Raw genomic sequence first — 15,793 nt, forward strand, 5'->3', positions numbered from 1 at the left:
GCCACGGGCACGCGTCATTTCATCTCGCACTGTCATTTCATGTCGCCGGCAAGGTCAGAAACTGCTCAGTTGCGACAGTTGCCCTGGCGCCTGGGTCAGCTCATCGGGCGGTCTCGCGCGGAACCATTCATTCGCCCTGCGCGGGGAGATGGCACGGTATTCAGGTGGCGATCCGCTCCTTCGGATGTTTGCCGATTTCGTCTGGACGTCCACATGAAGACGCCATGGATGCCGCTGTCGCGCGCCAGGATCGATCCGGCGCGTGGCAGAAGAGGGCGAAGGCCTGCTTCGCCGTCAGGGTTCGTGCCGACGCATCGCCCGGGATGCGTCGCCGGCCGGATGGACAGAGTCGGTGCACAGCGCACCGCATCCGGCCGGGGACGCAGACTTGAACGACCGGGATTCCCCGAGGTGCGCAACGCCATCGCGCATCGCCACAGCGGATTCCCACATCTGCATTCTAGGCAGGGCGATATCGATGCACGCGACGTTTCATTCGCGCGCTCGCGACGTTTCGTCTCCAGCTGGCGGCTTTACCTGTCGACCCACTGGACACGTTCCGGCGCCGATGGCATCCATGGCGACGGTGAGGAGGACTTCGCAGGAAGACCGTCTCGCGTGATGGACGCCGTCGCCGTCGGCAGGCATCGCCGCACGACGACGGCGCCCATGCGAAGCGCGCTGGCATGGTCTGTGCGTGGCTTCAAGACTTCCCGCAGGGGAGGACTCGACCTCAGGAGGAGTTCGATGGATACGCCCGTTCCAGCGAAGGGCCGGCAAGCCACGCTGCCATGCAGGACCTTCAGCACCGCACTGATCGAGCCGCGCCTGCGCTCGCGGGCGTACGCGCGCTGGATCGCCCCGCTGGCCGAGGTGCAGCCCGGTGACGACGAACCGATGGATGCCTCGGTCGTCGTGTTCGAGCTGGGCTCGCTGCGGGTGGCGCAGTCGAGCGCGAGCCCGGCAAGGTACCGGCGCGATGCCGCGCTGATCGCCCGCAGTCCGCTGAGCCAGTGCGTGCTGCTGCGCCTGCTGCTGAGCGGTTCGGCGCGGGGCAGCTTCGGCAAGCGCGGCACGGTCGAGTTGCGCATGGGCGACATCTACCTGAACGACCTGGCGCAGCCAGCCGAACTGTGGGAAGCCGGTTGCGCGCACCTCAACCTGCTGCTCAGGCACAAGGCGATCGACCAGGCGCACTCGCCACTGCACGGCCGGGTGCTGCGCAAGGACCACCTGCCGTGCCGGATGCTGACCCAGCACCTGCTGCATCTGCTGGGGACGCTGCCCGGGATCGAGACCAGTCACGCCGGCAAGGCCGCCAGCGCGACCCTGGCGGTGGTGCGCGGCTGCCTGCGCGCCGAATCGCGCCAGCGCGACCGCCCGCAATGGGCGGAGACGCTGCACGTGCGCATCCGCGAACACATCGAGGCCCAGCTGGGCGACCACGAACTGAGCGCGGCCGTGCTGCAGCGTCGGTTCCACGTGTCACGGGCGCAGCTGTACCGGATGTTCGCCGACAGCGGTGGCGTGCAGCATTACATCCGCGACCGGCGGGTGGAGGCGGTGCACCGGGATCTTCGCGAGCAGCCGGAACGGAACATCTCCGATCTCGCCTTCAGCCACGGCTTCTCCAGCGAGCGGCAGTTCCAGCGCGCCTTCCGCGCCCGCTATGGCCGGACGGCCAGCGAGGTGCGCGAACGCCTGCAGCTGTTCTGAGCAGTCCGCTGCCCGCCGACGGGCACGACCTGCTTCAGCGCCGCCGGACTTTGCCCAGCGCCAGGCCGATCGCCGCCAGCAGCTCGGCCGCGCCGAACGGCTTGCGCAGGAACACTCCGCGATCGGGAATGTCGTGCACGTGGACTTCGGTGTCGGCGGTGATCACCACGATGGCCACCTCGTCGTTGTGCCTGATCGCCTCGTGGCAGATGTCGATGCCGGAGACGCTGCCGGCGAGAATCACGTCGGCGACGACCACGTCGACGTGCGCCTGCCGAAGGTGGCTCATCGCGCCGGCAGAACCCAGTGCGCGGATGCTCTGCAGGCCATCGGCGGCCGACAGCAACAGGTCGATGGATTCCAGCACCATGTTGTCGTCGTCGACGATGAGGACGGTCTTGTTCGTATCCACGCGGTGCTACCCCCGTTTGCTGCCGGCAGGGCCCAGCATAGGCCGACTCCGCTTGCCGTGGGTGGATTGTCCTGGCGGGCCGAGGGTCACCCGGCTGCTTCGCCGGCGTCGCCGCGGCGGAGCAGCCAGGCCAGCAGCGGCGGCGTGACCATCGCGGTGAGCAGGGACATCGCCACGATGACGGCGTAGATGCGGTCGCTGAACACGCCCGCGGCCAGGCCCAGGCTGGCGATCACCACACCCACCTCGCCGCGCGGCACCATGCCGAAGCCGATGATGGTGGCGCTGCGCCGGCCCAGCGACAGCGAGCCAAGGAAACCGCCCAGCAACTTCGACACGATCGCGATCGCGGTGGCGACCAGCAGCATCAGCAGCGCATCCACGCTGGCCAGTTCGGCCAGGTTGACCTTGGCGCCGGTGACCACGAAGAAGAACGGCGTGAGGAAGGACAGCAGCGGCAGGGTCTGGTGCTCCAGTTCCTTCCGCTGGCGGGTTTCCGAGGCGATCATGCCGGCCAGGAACGCGCCGATGATCGCGGCCAGGCCGAAGCGCGTGGACAGCCATGCCAGGCCCAGGCAGATCGCCAGCACCACGCTCAATGCCGAGTGCGGACTGATCGGCACCTCCAGCCAGCCCGAGCGACGCCGCATCACCTGCGAGCCACCCCAGCCGATGATCGCCACGAACCCGATCGCGCCGGCCAGGGTCAGCAGCAGCGAATGCAGGTCCAGCGAGCCGCCGCCCTGCAGCGAGGACACCACGCCGAGCAGCAGCATGGCCAGGATGTCGTCGATCACCGCTGCGCCCAGGATCACCCGGCTCTCGATGCGCTGGAGCACGCCCAGTTGCTGCAGCACCCGCGCCGTGATGCCGGCCGAAGTGGCGACGAAGGCGGCTGCCACGAACATCGACTTGATCCATTCGAAACCTTCGCCATGCGCCCACAGCGCGCCGGCCACGAAGGGAATGATCACGCCGAGCACGCCGACCAGCAGGGCGCTCTTGCCGACCTTTTTCAGATCATCCAGCCGTGTTTCCAGGCCTACCGAAAACAGCAGCAGCACCACGCCGATCTCGGCCAGCACGTCCAGCGGCGTGCCGGGCAGGATCTGCTCCGGGCTCAGCCAGCCCAGCAGCGACGGTCCGATCACGCAGCCGGCGGCGATCTCGCCGACCACGCCGGGCAGCTTTATCCGCTGGGCGATTTCCGCGCCGATCTGCGCGGCGACGAAGATGACGAACAGGGTCAGCAGGATGTCGGCGGCGTGGTGCATGGATCGTCTTTTCCGTCGGGCAAGCGCTCAATGGTACAGGGCCACCGCCGGCGATGTTTTGCACGACGCGCGCTTCGATCAGCCGAACACGAACCGGGTCAGCCACAGGTGCAGGGCGATGCTGGCGGCGTAGCCCAGCGCGATCGCCCAGCTCCAGCGCAGGTGGCTCATGAAGGTGTACTGGCCGCGCGCGGCGCCCATCAGCGCCACGCCGGCCGCCGAGCCGACCGACAGCAGGCTGCCGCCCACACCGGCGGTCAGCGTGATCAGCAACCATTGCGAGGCGTCCATCGGCGGATTCATCTTGATCACTGCGAACATGATCGGGATGTTGTCGACCACCGACGAGAGCACGCCCATCGCGGCGTTCGCCGTGGTCGGTCCGAGGTTGCCATAGAGCCGGGTCGAGGCCAGTTCCAGATAGCCCAGCGCAGCCAGCCCCCCGACGCAGGCGAACACGCCGTAGAAGAACAGCAGCGTGTCCCACTCGGCGTTGGCGATGATGCGGAAGATCGAATAGCCCTGTTCTTCGGCGCCGTGCGCCAGCGCGTAGCGGCGCTGGCGATAGTCGATGCGGCTGGCCAGCAGGTTCAGCAGGGCCAGGCCGGTGAGCATGCCGTAGGCGGCGGGCATGCCCAGCCACTGGCGGCCGACCACGGTGATCGCGATGGTCAACGCGAACGTGAGGCAGATGCTGATGCCGCCATGCTTGATCCGGCTGTGACTTTCGGTGCTCGCCGGCCGGCCTTTCGGCAGCGCGACAAACATGATCAGCGCCGGCACCAGCCAGTTCACCACGGCCGGGAAGAACAGCCGGAAGAAGTCGAAAAATTGTGCCTTGTTGGCCTGCCACACCATCAGCGTGGTGATGTCGCCGAACGCGCTCCAGGCGCCGCCGGCATTCGCCGCCACCACCAGGTTGATCATCGCCAGCGTGATGAAACGCGTGTTGCCGGCGCCCACGGCCAGAATCACCGCCGACATCACCAGCGCGGTGGTCAGGTTGTCCAGCACCGGCGAGATCAGGAAGGCGAGCAGGCCGGTGATCCAGAACAGGCTGCGATAGCTGAAGCCGTAGCGGATCAGCTGCGAGCGCAAGGCCTCAAACACGCCGCGCTCGCCCATCGCGGTCACGTAGGTCATCGCCACGACCAGGAAGAAGAAGATCTCCGCGTACTCGAGGAACATCGCCTCGAACGCTTCGCGAGTGAGGCTGGCGTCGGTGCCGGTGCCGCCGTTCTGCCAGGCGATCATGCCCCAGATCAGCGCAGCGGCCAGCATCACCGGCTTGGACTTGGCGATGTGGATGCGCTCTTCGAGGATCACCGCCATGTAGGCCAGCACGAACAGCGCCAGCGCCACCCAGCCGATCGGGTGCGCCACCAGGTGGAAGTTCACCCCGGCGCCGGTTTCGGCCGCCATCAGCGGCGTGCTGGCGGACAGGAGCGCCAGGGCGGCAAACCATCGCATGGAAGATCCTTGGGGCAAGAGCGTGACGTCGGTTGGCAGGAAGGGTAGCAGCCGCTGGCCGGGGCCGGCACAACCCGTCGAGGTCAGTCCGAAGGCGCGGCGAGGTCGGGCCGCCGCTCCGGGCGCAGCCGGCTGAACACCCGGCTTGCTCCCGCGGTGACCAGGGCCAGCAGCAGCACGGTCCAGCGGAACGCCATCACGTAGTTTTCGTGCGCGTGTCCGGTGAGCATGAATTCCATCAGCAGCGTGGCCAGCGCAATGCCGAAACTCATCGCCAGGTACTGCACGGTGGAGGCCATCGAGGAGGCCATCGACGCGTGTCGGATGTCCAGGTCGACATAGATCAGCGTGTTCATCGTGGTGTACTGCAGGCCGGCGAATGCGCCGTAAGCGAAGGTCAGCACGGCGATCAGCCACACCGGCGTGGCGGGGCCGAGCAGCGCGAACGTCGCCAGCAGGGCCGCCACGATCAGCGTGTTGCCGATCAGCAGGCGACGATAGCCGTAGTGCACCAGCGCCCGATTGACCGCCCACTTCGCCATGATCGAACCCAGTGCCTGCGGCACCATCATCAGGCCAGCCGCCAGTGGTGACCAGCCGCAGCCGACCTGCAGGAACAACACCAGCAGCAGGAACATGCCCGAAATGCCCAGCCGGGTGAACAGCCCGCCGGCGAGCGCCACCGACACGCTGCGCACGCGCAGCAGGGCCAGATCGGCCACCGGATGCTCGGTGCGCCGGCTGTGCCACAGATAGATCGAGCCCAGCAGCAGGGCGGCCAGCGTGCACAGGCCCATGCGCGACCACGGCACCGGGGTCGAGCCGGCCAGCTCGGAGGCGGTCAGCAGCAACGCCGAGGCCGCGCCGAACAGCAGGAAGCCGACCAGGTCGAAGCGGTTGGCGTGATCGAGCCGGTACTCCGGCATGTCGCGCCGGTTCATCCACACGCCGGCGATCGCCACCGGCACGTTGATCAGGAAGATCAGCCGCCACGAGGTGAACTCCACCAGCGCGCCGCCCAGCAGCGGACCGAGCACCGAGCCGAGCAGGCCGAAGGTGGCCACCGTGCTCATCGCCCGCACGAACTCGCCCCGGTCGATGCTGCGCACCAGCACATAACGCCCCACCGGCATCAGCGAGGCGCCACCCACGCCTTGCAGCACGCGGGCGGCCACCAGCTGCGGCAGCGTTTGCGCGATACCGCACAGCAAGGAGCCCAGGCCGAACACGACGATCGCCGCACCAAACACGCGGCGGGTGCCGAAGCGGTCGCACAGCCACGGGCTGGCGGGAATCAGGATGGCCAGGGTCAGCACATAGCTGGTCAGCGCCGTGCGCATGCCCAGCGGCGTGACCTTGAGTGCCTCGGCCATCGCCGGCACCGCGGTGTTGACCACGGTGGAATCGAGCGCCTGCATGAAGAAGGCTGCGGCAACCAGCCACAGCAGGCCACGGTAGCGTTCGCGCGAGGTCGGCTCGTCGGCCTCGACGGCGCCGGCCAGGGGATCGGGCGCGGAAAGCGCTGCAACGTCAGGGACCACGGGGCTTCGAACAGGCATGGCCGGCCATGATAGCGGCCACGGCGGCTTGATTTCTGCTGCCACTCTCATCACAGTGAACCTTGTTTCATCTGCCGGTCATGCCCATACAGGTATCACGGCCTTATCAACCACACGCGCCGGGGCGGCTTCGTTCCGGCGTGTGCTTTTGCGCGGCAGGAGCCGCGAGCATCAGGAAAAGCCATGAGCAAGCCACCGATCACTGTTTCCCGCATCGACATGGAACGCATCGAAGCGCTGCTGGAGCGTCTGCCGACGGCGGAAGCCGACAAGCTGGACGCGCTGCGCGCGGAGCTGGATCGTGCCGAGGTGGTCGAGCCGTCGGCGATGCCCGACCACGTCGTGACGATGAACTCGACCGTCACCTTCGAGGACGAAAGCAACGGCGAGCAGCTGACCCTGACCCTGGTCTACCCCGCGTCGGCCGGCACGGCCGGCACCGTGTCGATCCTGGCTCCCGTGGGCAGCGCCCTGCTTGGACTGGCGCGCGACCAGCAGATCGACTGGCCCACCCCGGACGGCCGCAAGCGTCGCCTGAAAGTGCTGGAGATCACCTACCAGCCCGAGGCCGCGGGACACTTCCACCGCTGAGGCCGCATCGCGTGCCGGTGTCGTTAAACTGCGGGGTGATCCGAAGGAGACCCGCATGACCGAACGCCCGGTTCCCGCCGACATCGTTGCCCGCAGCGTCGCGCTGCGGGCGCAGATCGAGCAGGCCAACTACCGCTACCACGTGCTCGACGACGCGGACATCACCGACGCCGAGTACGACCGCCGGATGCGCGAACTGGAAGCGCTGGAGGCGGAATGGCCCGAGCTGGCCACCGCCGATTCGCCGACCCGCAAGGTGGGCGCGCGGGCCAGCGGCGGCTTTGCCGAGGTGCGGCATGCCTTGCCGATGCTTTCGCTGGGCAATGCGTTCGAGCAGGAAGGCGAGAACGAGCGCGAGCGTTTCCGCGAGATCGCCGACTTCGAACGACGCATCGAGCACACGCTCGAACGCAGGACTCCGGTGTTCTCGGTGGAGCCGAAGCTCGACGGCCTGGCGATCAGCCTGCGCTACGAGGACGGCGTGTTCGTGCAGGGCGCCACCCGCGGCGACGGCGAGACCGGCGAGGATGTCACCGCGAACCTGCGCACCGTGCGTGCGATCCCGCTGAAGCTGCGCGGTTCCGGCTGGCCGGCCGTGCTGGAAGTGCGCGGCGAAGTGATCATGCTGCGCAAGGATTTCGAGGTGTTCAACGAATACGCCCGCAAGCACGACGAAAAGCCGCTGGCCAATCCGCGCAACGGCGCGGCCGGTTCGCTGCGCCAGCTCGATCCGGCGATCACCGCGAAGCGGCGCCTCAGCTTCTTCGCCTACGCGATCGGCGTGGTCGAGGGCGGCGAATTGCCGCCGACCCATTCGGCCACCCTGCAGCAACTGCGCGAGTGGGGCTTTCCGGTCTCGCCGGAAGTGGATGTGGCGCGCGGCTTCGATGGCCTGATCGCCTATTTCCGCCGCATCGGCGCGAAGCGCGACAGCCTGCCGTACGACATCGACGGCGTGGTCTACAAGCTGGACGACTATGCCGGCCAGCGCGAGATGGGCTTCCTCTCGCGCGCACCGCGCTGGGCCATCGCGCACAAGTTTCCGGCGCAGGAACAGACCACCCGCCTGCTCGACATCGAGATCCAGATCGGCCGCACCGGCGCCGCCACCCCGCGCGCGCGGATGGAGCCGGTGCAGGTGGGCGGCGTCACCGTGACCTACGCCACCCTGCACAACGCCGACCAGGTGGCACGCCTGGATGCCCGCGTGGGCGACACCGTGATCGTGCGCCGCGCCGGCGACGTGATTCCCGAAGTGGTGCGCGTGGTGGAGGACCTGCGGCCGCAAGGCACGCAGCCCTGGACCATGCCCACGCGCTGCCCGATCTGCGATTCCGCGCTGATCCGCGAGGAGGGCGCGGCGGCCTGGCGCTGTTCCGGCGGACTGATCTGCGCCGCGCAACGCAAGGAGGCGCTGATCCATTTCGCCTCGCGTCGCGCGATGGACATCGAAGGCCTGGGCGAGCGCTTTGCCGAGGCGCTGGTGGAGCTCGACCTGGTGCACACGCCAGCCGACCTGTACGGCATGGGCGTGGACGATTTCGTCGACATGAAACGGCGCATCGACGAGCGCAAGCCTGCCCCAGCGGAAGCTGGGGGCACCACCCCGGAAACGGTGAAGGCCGGCAAGGTGGCGACGAAGTGGGCGGAGAACCTGGTCGCCGGCATCGAGGCCAGCAAGCACACCACGCTGGCCCGCTTCCTCTACGCGCTGGGCATCATGCACATCGGCGAAAGCACGGCCAAGACCCTGGCCGCGTGGCTGGGTCGGCTCGATTTCGTGCGCAGCACGCCGGCACCGCTGCTGCGCGTACTGCCGGACATCGGCGAAGAAGTGGCCCGGTCGATCGCCGGCTTCTTCGCGCAGGACGGCAACCAACAGGTGGTCGACCAGTTGCTGGCCGCCGGCATCAGCTTCAGCGACGAAGCCGCGCCATCGCCGCTGCTGCGCGAGCGGTTGAATCTTGGTGTGTTGCTGGACATGGCGAAGATCAGCAAGCTCGGCCCCAAGAGCAGCAAGCTGCTCGCCGAACACTTTCCCACCTTGCAGAAACTGCAGGCGGGCGGGGCGGCGCACTGGATCACCGCCGGCGTGCCCCAGGTGGCGGCGAGCGGGCTGGAAGCCTTCCTGGCCGATCCGGCGGCCCATGCCGAACTGCAGGGCGCCGAGGCGGCGATGCAGCGTCTGCTGGAGGCGATGCCCGCCGCCGCCGAAGTGACCCAGGCACCGCTGGCCGGGCAGACCTTCGTGCTCACCGGCAGCCTGGCGTCGCTCAGTCGCGATCAGGCGAAGGACCGGCTCGAAGCGCTCGGTGCCAAGGTGTCCGGTTCGGTGTCGAAGAAGACCAGCGTGGTCGTCGCCGGCGAGGAAGCGGGCTCCAAACTAGACAAGGCGAAGGAGCTGGGCGTGTCGGTGTGGGACGAAGTGCAGTTGCTTGCCCTGCTCGACGAGCACGAGCGCGCCTGATGACGATGTCCCCACGCGCCACGCTGGAACTGCGCGCACGGCTGTACACCTTGTTGCGCGCGTTCTTCGCCGAGCGCAACGTGCTGGAGGTGGAAACCCCGATGCTGTCCGCCGCGGGCAATACCGACCCCAACATCGAGAGCTTCGGCAGCATCTTCAGCGGTCATGTCGATGCGGGCGCGCGCGAGCGCTGGCTGCGCACGTCGCCGGAGTATCCATTGAAGCGCTTGCTGGCCGCGGGCATCGGCGATTGCTACGAGCTGGGCCGGGTGTTCCGCAATGGCGAGGCGGGTGGTCGGCACAATCCCGAGTTCACCATGCTGGAGTGGTATCGGGGCGGCTGGGATCACCGGCGGCTGATGAGCGAGACGATCGCGCTGGTGGAAGCGGCGCTGGCGATGCGCGGTCGGCGTGCCGAGGTGGTGGTGACCAGTTACCGGCAGCTGTTCCTCGACGGCCTGGGCATCGATCCCGTCCACGCCTCGATCGACGAACTGCGCGCGCCGCTGGCGGAATTCGGCATCGGCCCGGAGGGGCTGGGGCATGACGACTGGCTCGACTTGCTGATCACCCACAAGCTGCAACCGATGTTTCCCCGCGATCGCATCACGGTGATCCACGATTACCCGGCGAGCCAGTGCGCGCTGGCGAAGATCCGCCCGGGCGAGCCGCCGCTGGCCGAGCGCTTCGAGCTCTACCTAGGCCGCTACGAACTGGCCAACGGCTATCACGAACTGAACGATGCGGCCGAACAGCGCGCGCGTTTCGAGCGCGACAACACCGTGCGTCGCGAACGCGGCCTGCGCGAGATTCCGCTGGATGAAAACCTGCTGGGCGTGCTGGATGCGATGCCTGACTGCGCCGGCGTGGCTTTGGGCGTGGAACGGCTGCTGATGTGCCTGGCCGACACGGACGCGATCGCCGACGTGCTGGCGTTTCCGTTTGCCCGGGCGTGAAGCAGGGCGCGCGACCTTGCTGGCCGCGCGCCGTGCCGCTCAGGCGGCGTCGCCCTTGATCGCCGGCTGCTCCGCTCGGTCGCTCCACAGGTAGCGATAGATCACGCCGCCGACGATGCCGCCGATGATCGGCATGACCCAGAAGAACCACAGTTGATCCAGCGCCCAGCCGCCCTGGAAAACCGCCACGCCGGTCGAACGCGCCGGGTTCACCGAGGTGTTGGTGACCGGGATGCTGATCAGGTGGATCAGGGTCAGCGCCAGGCCGATCGCGATGCCGGCGAAACCCACCGGCGCACTCTTGTGCGTGGCGCCCATGATGATGAAGATGAAGAAGCCGGTCATCACCATCTCGCACAGCGCCGCGGCGCCCATCGAATAGCCGCCCGGCGAATGCGCGCCGTAGCCGTTGGAGGCGAAGCCGCTTGCGGCGGCGTCGAAGCCGGGCTTGCCTGAGGCGATCGTGTACAGCACCAGCCCGGCGAGCAGCCCGCCGAGCACCTGCGCGACGATGTACGGAATCACGTCTTTCAGCGGGAAGCGACCGCCGGCGGCAAGACCGCAGGTGACCGCCGGATTGATGTGGCAGCCGGAAATGTGGCCAATCGCGTAGCACATGGTCAGCAGGGTGAGGCCGAACGCGAATGCCACCCCGGCAAAACCGATACCCAGTTGCGGAAAGCCGGCAGCCAGCACGGCGCTGCCGCATCCACCCAGAACCAGCCAGAACGTGCCGAAGAACTCGGCAGCCAGACGCTTGCTCATGTTCATCACGTTTACTCCTGCTGCAAGGGAAAGGAGATGGCCGGCGCGCCCATGTGGATGTCGTGGCAGCTCGCGGGCGCACCAGCTCAAGCATATTCGCGCACCGTCCGCCGTGCCGTTTCCGTCGCCGTCCCTGGCGACGGAACGGGTCAGTCAGGGCGTGTCGAAGCGCATCGCCACGGCGCGGCGTTCGAGCAATCCGACCGCCGGCTGATCCTGCAAGCGCAGGTCGTGCAGTTCGTACGGTGCGCCGATGCCCTGCAGGCTGTGCGGGTCGTAGTGCAGGGTCAGCTGGCCCTTGCCGGCCGGCAGCCAGTTGGCCGACTGGGCGAACGCCGCCGGCACCATCCGGCCGTCGGCACCGCGCCCGTACAGCACTGCCGAGACGGCATAGCGGCTGGCCGAGACGGCATCGACGCCCAGGCTGATGTCGAGGCCGCGATCGGCGGCGACCGCAGTGCTGGCCAGGCCGCTGAGGCGGGCATCGGGCTGGGCGGCGGCGAACACCGTGGTGGTGTCGCGACGGATCTCGTGCCCGGCGCTGTCGGTGCCTTGCGTGAAGCTGTGCACCTCCCACAGGCCCGGCGTGGTCGGGATGCTGTGCGGACGGACATCGACGGTGAAGCTGCCATCGGCCTGGCGACGGAAGCTGAGCGGCGTGGTGCTGCCATCGGGTGCGCGCAACAGGCCGCCCACCGAGCTCAGCGGCAAGGCGCGATCGGCGTCACGCAGGACCACCCGCACCTTGACCGCCTCGCCCAGCAGCAGGTCGTCACGGTTGCCCTGGGCGGTGACGGCGAACGGGCTCTGCGGCTCGAACACATGCACCACGTAGCGGCCGCGGGCGGAGGCGACCTGCAAGGTGGCCACGCCGCTGCCCAGCTCGGGCTTCAGCCGCATCACCATCGAGGCCGCCGGGACGTCCATGCCGGCGGCGTGCAGCTGGGCGGTGTCGGCGACCTGGCTGCTGGCCGCCGCGGCGCTCAGCGATTGCCGGCCCAGTTGCAGCCGCACGCTGGCCGGGTCCAGCTTGCCGACCGCCTGGTCGCCCGGACTCAGGCGGATGATCGCGCCCGGTGCGGTCAGCGGCAGCTTCAGGCCCTGCTGGAGTTCCGTGGCCGACACGTCGCGCCAGTATTCGCGGCTGCTGCGCGAAAACGCTTGCGGCACCGCCTGCAGCGTCGCGTCCTGCGCCAGCGGCCAGCTCACGCTGACCGGCCGGCGCTCGACATGCATGCGCGTCGCGGCGGCGGATGTGGCAGTCAAGCGGGTGCCGGCGCTGCGTGCCTGCAGGCTGGGCGGAACCATGTCATCAGCTTGCGCCGGCAGCAGCGCGTGGGTGCCGGCCATGGCCGGCGCGGCGGCGAAGATCACCAGCAATGCGCTTGCGAGTATCCCTTTCTTCATGGTGATCATCCCCTGATGTCGTTGGCGAGAATGGACGGCAGGCCGAAGCAGGCGCGCCGGCTCTGGTTGTGGTTCAGCACGGAGCCACCTGTGCGCTGGGTGTCGCGGAACCACACGGTGCCGGCCGCCGACGCGCTGGAACATTCGATGAAGCCGTCCGAGCAACTGCTCAACCAGTTCTGGGTGATCTCCAGCCCCACGCTCTGCGTGTAGCCGCCGCAGTAGGCCTGGCTGCTGAACAGACCCGACGCCACGTCCGTGCCCACCACGTCGCGGAACGGCACCGGCAGACCCGGCCGGCCGGACGTGCCCAGCAGGTATTGCTGGTTGTAGGTGGCCATCCAGCCGGTCTGCTGCTGGCGCACGGCGTCGGTCTTGTAGCCGAGCAGCCAGCCCAGCGCCGACTCGAACACGTTGCCGGCCATCACCGCATTGGCCAGCGGCGTGCCGGCGCTTGAGGGCGCGATCGCGTCGACCTTGACGATGCGGCTGATGATCGCGGGGTAACGCGCGTCCCAGGTCGGGTTGGACAGGATCCAGCGCATCACGTTGCCGCCGTTGGAGTGGGTGATCACCACCAGCCGATCGATGTGGCGGTTCTGGATGAAGCTGGTGAGCTGGGTGGCCAGGCAGCCGGCGGCGCGGTCGTCCCACATGTACTGGTTGAAGTCGCAGTTGACCACCAGCAGGTTGCTGCGGTCGGTCAGGCCGTTGCGCACGCCTTCGACCATGTCGGACTGCCAGTAGTCGTTGTATGCATCGGTCTGGTTGCCGGTGCCGTGGACCAGGGCCACGCCGGTGGTGGCTGCCTGCGCCGTGGCGCAGCTCAGGGCCAGTGCCAACATCAAGGTTGTACGTCGCACGTTGATCTCTCCCCATCAAGGCGGCGGAATGCCGCGGCGGAGCCGACCGGGTGCAGCCACAGGTACGCCAAACCCCCTGTGTTGCAGGCAGGCCGACTACAGGTGATGTCCAGGACATCGTCAGGACGTGTCGCCAGATCCCCCCAGACCGTGCGGCACGGTATGGACTCTAGCAGCGCCATACGTGCGCGTCTTGACGCAAGTGCACAACTGCCGCAGCGCCGGTGTGCGCTAAGGTTGCGCGCTTTACGCTTGGGGATGCCTGCGTGGTCGAGATGCCTGCCGTTGCCGCCTTGCCCGATCGCGACCGCCTCGACCGGCGCGACGTGAAGACCCTGCTGCTGGCCGCCCTGGGCGGTGCGCTGGAGTTCTACGACTTCGTGGTGTTCGTGTTCTTCGCGATCCCGCTGAGCCAGTTGTTCTTTCCCCACGACACGGCGCCGTGGCTGGCCCAGTTGCAGGTGTTCGGCATCTTTGCCGCGGGTTATCTGGCGCGGCCGCTGGGCGGCATCGTGATGGCGCATTACGGCGACAAGCTGGGGCGCAAGCGCATGTTCACGCTCAGCGTGTTCCTGATGGCGGTGCCCACGCTGGGCATCGGCCTGCTGCCGACCCATGCGCAGATCGGCATGCTGGCGCCACTGCTGTTGCTGCTGCTGCGCGTGGTGCAAGGCATCGCGGTGGGCGGCGAGGTGCCGGGAGCCTGGGTTTTCGTGGCCGAGCACGTGCCTGCGCGACGGGTGGGCTTCGCCTGCGCCAGCCTCACCTCGGGCCTGACCGTCGGCATCCTGATCGGCTCGTTGGTGGCGGCGACGATCAACAGCCGGCTGACGCCCGCGGCGGTGCTGGACTGGGGCTGGCGCCTGCCGTTCCTGGTCGGCGGCGTATTCGGCTTCTGCGCGGTGTGGCTGCGCCGCTGGCTCAGCGAGACGCCGGTATTCCAGGCGATGCATGCGCGCAGGGAACTGGCCAGCGGCCTGCCGCTGCGGCTCGTGTTCGAACGACATCTGCCCAGTGTGTTGCTGTCGATGCTGGTGACGTGGATGCTTACCGCGGCGATCCTGGTGATCATCCTGATGACGCCGTCGATCGTGCAGTCGGCTTTTCATGTCGCCCCGGCGCGAGCGTTCCTGGGCAACAACCTGGCCTCGTTCGCGCTGGCGCTGGGCTGTCTCGGATACGGCTGGCTGGCCGACCGGATCGGTTACGCGCGGACGCTGCTGCTCGGCGCGATCGGCCTGCTGCTGTGCAGCTATGCGCTCTACCTCGACCTGCAGGCCGGCGCCGGGCATTTTCTCGCGCTCTACGCGTTGACCGGACTGGCGGTTGGCGTGGTGGGTGTCGTTCCCGCGCTGATGGTGGCGGCGTTTCCGCCGGCGGTGCGCTTTTCCGGCCTGTCGTTCTCGTACAACATCGCCTATGCGCTGTTCGGCGGCATCACCCCGCCGCTGATCGGCTGGCTGGTGAAGCAGTTCGGCGTGCTGGCGCCGGCGCACTACGTGGCGTTTGCCGCGCTCATCGGGGTCGCCGTCGCGCTGCGCCTGCGGGGACGCGACGTGGCTGACGGCTAGAACTCCAGCTCCTGCGCCGCACACAGATAGTCGACCAGCGGCGCGACGCGCTTGAACGCGGCCACGGTCCACGGCAGCAGTTCGTCGGAGCAGGCCAGCTCTTCGCCAAGCGGCATGGTGGCGACGAAGTCCTTGCGCTTGAGATCGTCGATCAGCTCGTGCGTGGGGTCGTAGCCGCGCGGCGGGCGAACCAGCGATTCGCCGCCCAGTTGCAGGTGTTCGCGGAATGCCTTGCTCTGCGTGGCACGTTTCCATGCCGCCGGGTTGTCGACCAGGAATTCGCGGATGTGCTTCAACGCGTCCGGTTCCGGATGCCACAGGCCGCCGCCGGCGAAACAGTCGCCCGGCTCGATGTGCAGGTAGAAGCCCGGCGCCTGGATCTCGTGGCGTCGTTCATGGGTGAAGCGCGAGCCCTGCCACGATTTGTACGGCAGCTTGTTGTTCGAGTAGCGGGTGTCGCGGTAGATGCGGTAGAGCGAGCCGCCGCTCTTGCGCGGATCGGCGCGGTAGTGGCTGCTGATCTTCGCCAGCGGCGCCTGCAGGTCGGTGATCAGTTGCAGGAACGGCTCGCGCACGTGGCGCTCGTAGTCATCCTTGTGCGCGTGGAACCATTCGCGGTTGTTGTTGTTTCCAAGCGAGCGCAGGAAACGGAATGTGGCGGGGGTGAAATAGCTTCTGGACATGGGGATTCGTCGAGAGGGAACAGGGCGGGCACTGCCCGCCATCGTGCTGCGGTCAAGGT

The 15,793-nt window shown here is 68.0% G+C and carries 13 protein-coding genes; 5 read left to right on the plus strand and 8 right to left on the minus strand.

Features of this window, described 5'->3' with window-relative positions:
• Nucleotides 1–747 precede the first annotated feature (747 nt).
• Nucleotides 748–1,716 (plus strand): helix-turn-helix domain-containing protein, encoded by a 969-nt coding sequence (locus I6J77_RS08245; RefSeq protein ID WP_204111255.1) that lies wholly within the window; start codon nucleotides 748–750, stop codon nucleotides 1,714–1,716.
• 34 nt (nucleotides 1,717–1,750) lie between these two features.
• Here the strand turns inward: I6J77_RS08245 and I6J77_RS08250 are convergent, their stop codons facing one another.
• From I6J77_RS08250 to I6J77_RS08265, 4 genes are all read right to left on the minus strand, one after another.
• Nucleotides 1,751–2,128, minus strand: coding sequence for a response regulator (locus tag I6J77_RS08250; RefSeq protein ID WP_056719070.1), 378 nt, complete (start codon nucleotides 2,126–2,128; stop codon nucleotides 1,751–1,753).
• Between the two features lie 86 nt (nucleotides 2,129–2,214).
• The gene (locus I6J77_RS08255) at nucleotides 2,215–3,402 is read right to left on the minus strand and encodes a cation:proton antiporter (protein WP_204111256.1); all 1,188 of its coding nucleotides are present in this window, start codon (nucleotides 3,400–3,402) and stop codon (nucleotides 2,215–2,217) included.
• A gap of 78 nt (nucleotides 3,403–3,480) precedes the next feature.
• Nucleotides 3,481–4,872, minus strand: coding sequence for a sodium:proton antiporter NhaD (nhaD, locus tag I6J77_RS08260; protein WP_204111257.1), 1,392 nt, complete (start codon nucleotides 4,870–4,872; stop codon nucleotides 3,481–3,483).
• An 83-nt stretch (nucleotides 4,873–4,955) separates the two neighbouring features.
• Nucleotides 4,956–6,413, minus strand: a complete 1,458-nt coding sequence (locus I6J77_RS08265; protein WP_204111258.1) for an MFS transporter — start codon at nucleotides 6,411–6,413, stop codon at nucleotides 4,956–4,958.
• Between the two features lie 201 nt (nucleotides 6,414–6,614).
• On the opposite strand from I6J77_RS08265, the gene rnk reads away from it, so the two are divergent.
• From rnk to epmA, 3 genes are read left to right on the plus strand one after another with little or no spacing between them, the layout of a single operon-like run.
• The gene (gene rnk / locus I6J77_RS08270; RefSeq protein WP_007808798.1) at nucleotides 6,615–7,022 is read left to right on the plus strand and encodes a nucleoside diphosphate kinase regulator; all 408 of its coding nucleotides are present in this window, start codon (nucleotides 6,615–6,617) and stop codon (nucleotides 7,020–7,022) included.
• 55 nt (nucleotides 7,023–7,077) lie between these two features.
• Nucleotides 7,078–9,489, plus strand: a complete 2,412-nt coding sequence (gene ligA / locus I6J77_RS08275) for an NAD-dependent DNA ligase LigA (protein WP_204111259.1) — start codon at nucleotides 7,078–7,080, stop codon at nucleotides 9,487–9,489.
• Nucleotides 9,489–10,445 carry an EF-P lysine aminoacylase EpmA gene (gene epmA / locus I6J77_RS08280; protein ID WP_204111260.1) on the plus strand — a complete coding sequence of 319 codons (957 nt, stop codon included), beginning with the start codon at nucleotides 9,489–9,491 and terminating at the stop codon, nucleotides 10,443–10,445. The genes ligA and epmA overlap by 1 nt, the downstream gene beginning before the upstream one ends.
• A gap of 39 nt (nucleotides 10,446–10,484) precedes the next feature.
• On the opposite strand, the gene aqpZ is transcribed toward epmA, so the two are convergent.
• The 3 genes from aqpZ to I6J77_RS08295 form a co-directional block, all read right to left on the minus strand.
• Nucleotides 10,485–11,216: an aquaporin Z gene (gene aqpZ / locus I6J77_RS08285; protein WP_204111261.1), complete on the minus strand. Its 732-nt coding sequence runs from the start codon at nucleotides 11,214–11,216 to the stop codon at nucleotides 10,485–10,487.
• Nucleotides 11,217–11,363: 147 nt separating this feature from the next.
• Nucleotides 11,364–12,617 (minus strand): DUF4785 domain-containing protein, encoded by a 1,254-nt coding sequence (locus tag I6J77_RS08290; protein ID WP_239309233.1) that lies wholly within the window; start codon nucleotides 12,615–12,617, stop codon nucleotides 11,364–11,366.
• 5 nt (nucleotides 12,618–12,622) lie between these two features.
• Entirely contained in the window at nucleotides 12,623–13,462 is an 840-nt protein-coding gene (locus I6J77_RS08295; protein ID WP_204111434.1) for a hypothetical protein, read from the minus strand.
• A 293-nt stretch (nucleotides 13,463–13,755) separates the two neighbouring features.
• On the opposite strand from I6J77_RS08295, the gene I6J77_RS08300 reads away from it, so the two are divergent.
• Nucleotides 13,756–15,051: an MFS transporter gene (locus I6J77_RS08300; protein WP_204111435.1), complete on the plus strand. Its 1,296-nt coding sequence runs from the start codon at nucleotides 13,756–13,758 to the stop codon at nucleotides 15,049–15,051.
• On the opposite strand, the gene I6J77_RS08305 is transcribed toward I6J77_RS08300, so the two are convergent.
• Complete coding sequence (locus I6J77_RS08305; RefSeq protein WP_204111263.1) at nucleotides 15,048–15,734, minus strand: DUF2461 domain-containing protein; 687 nt, start codon at nucleotides 15,732–15,734, stop codon at nucleotides 15,048–15,050. The two genes, I6J77_RS08300 and I6J77_RS08305, sit on opposite strands and share 4 nt — an antisense overlap.
• Between the last annotated feature and the right edge of the window lie 59 nt (nucleotides 15,735–15,793).

The organism is Rhodanobacter sp. FDAARGOS 1247 (assembly GCF_016889805.1).
Classification (GTDB): Bacteria; Pseudomonadota; Gammaproteobacteria; order Xanthomonadales; family Rhodanobacteraceae; genus Rhodanobacter.

Coding starts and splice junctions, on each gene's coding strand:
- I6J77_RS08255 (WP_204111256.1), bottom strand. CDS start 3,402: ATGCACCACGCCGCCGACATCCTGCTGACCCTGTTCGTCATCTTCGTC.
- I6J77_RS08305 (WP_204111263.1), bottom strand. CDS start 15,734: ATGTCCAGAAGCTATTTCACCCCCGCCACATTCCGTTTCCTGCGCTCG.
- ligA (WP_204111259.1), top strand. CDS start 7,078: ATGACCGAACGCCCGGTTCCCGCCGACATCGTTGCCCGCAGCGTCGCG.
- I6J77_RS08245 (WP_204111255.1), top strand. CDS start 748: ATGGATACGCCCGTTCCAGCGAAGGGCCGGCAAGCCACGCTGCCATGC.
- I6J77_RS08290 (WP_239309233.1), bottom strand. CDS start 12,617: ATGAAGAAAGGGATACTCGCAAGCGCATTGCTGGTGATCTTCGCCGCC.
- rnk (WP_007808798.1), top strand. CDS start 6,615: ATGAGCAAGCCACCGATCACTGTTTCCCGCATCGACATGGAACGCATC.
- nhaD (WP_204111257.1), bottom strand. CDS start 4,872: ATGCGATGGTTTGCCGCCCTGGCGCTCCTGTCCGCCAGCACGCCGCTG.
- epmA (WP_204111260.1), top strand. CDS start 9,489: ATGACGATGTCCCCACGCGCCACGCTGGAACTGCGCGCACGGCTGTAC.
- I6J77_RS08300 (WP_204111435.1), top strand. CDS start 13,756: ATGCCTGCCGTTGCCGCCTTGCCCGATCGCGACCGCCTCGACCGGCGC.
- aqpZ (WP_204111261.1), bottom strand. CDS start 11,216: ATGAACATGAGCAAGCGTCTGGCTGCCGAGTTCTTCGGCACGTTCTGG.
- I6J77_RS08295 (WP_204111434.1), bottom strand. CDS start 13,462: ATGTTGGCACTGGCCCTGAGCTGCGCCACGGCGCAGGCAGCCACCACC.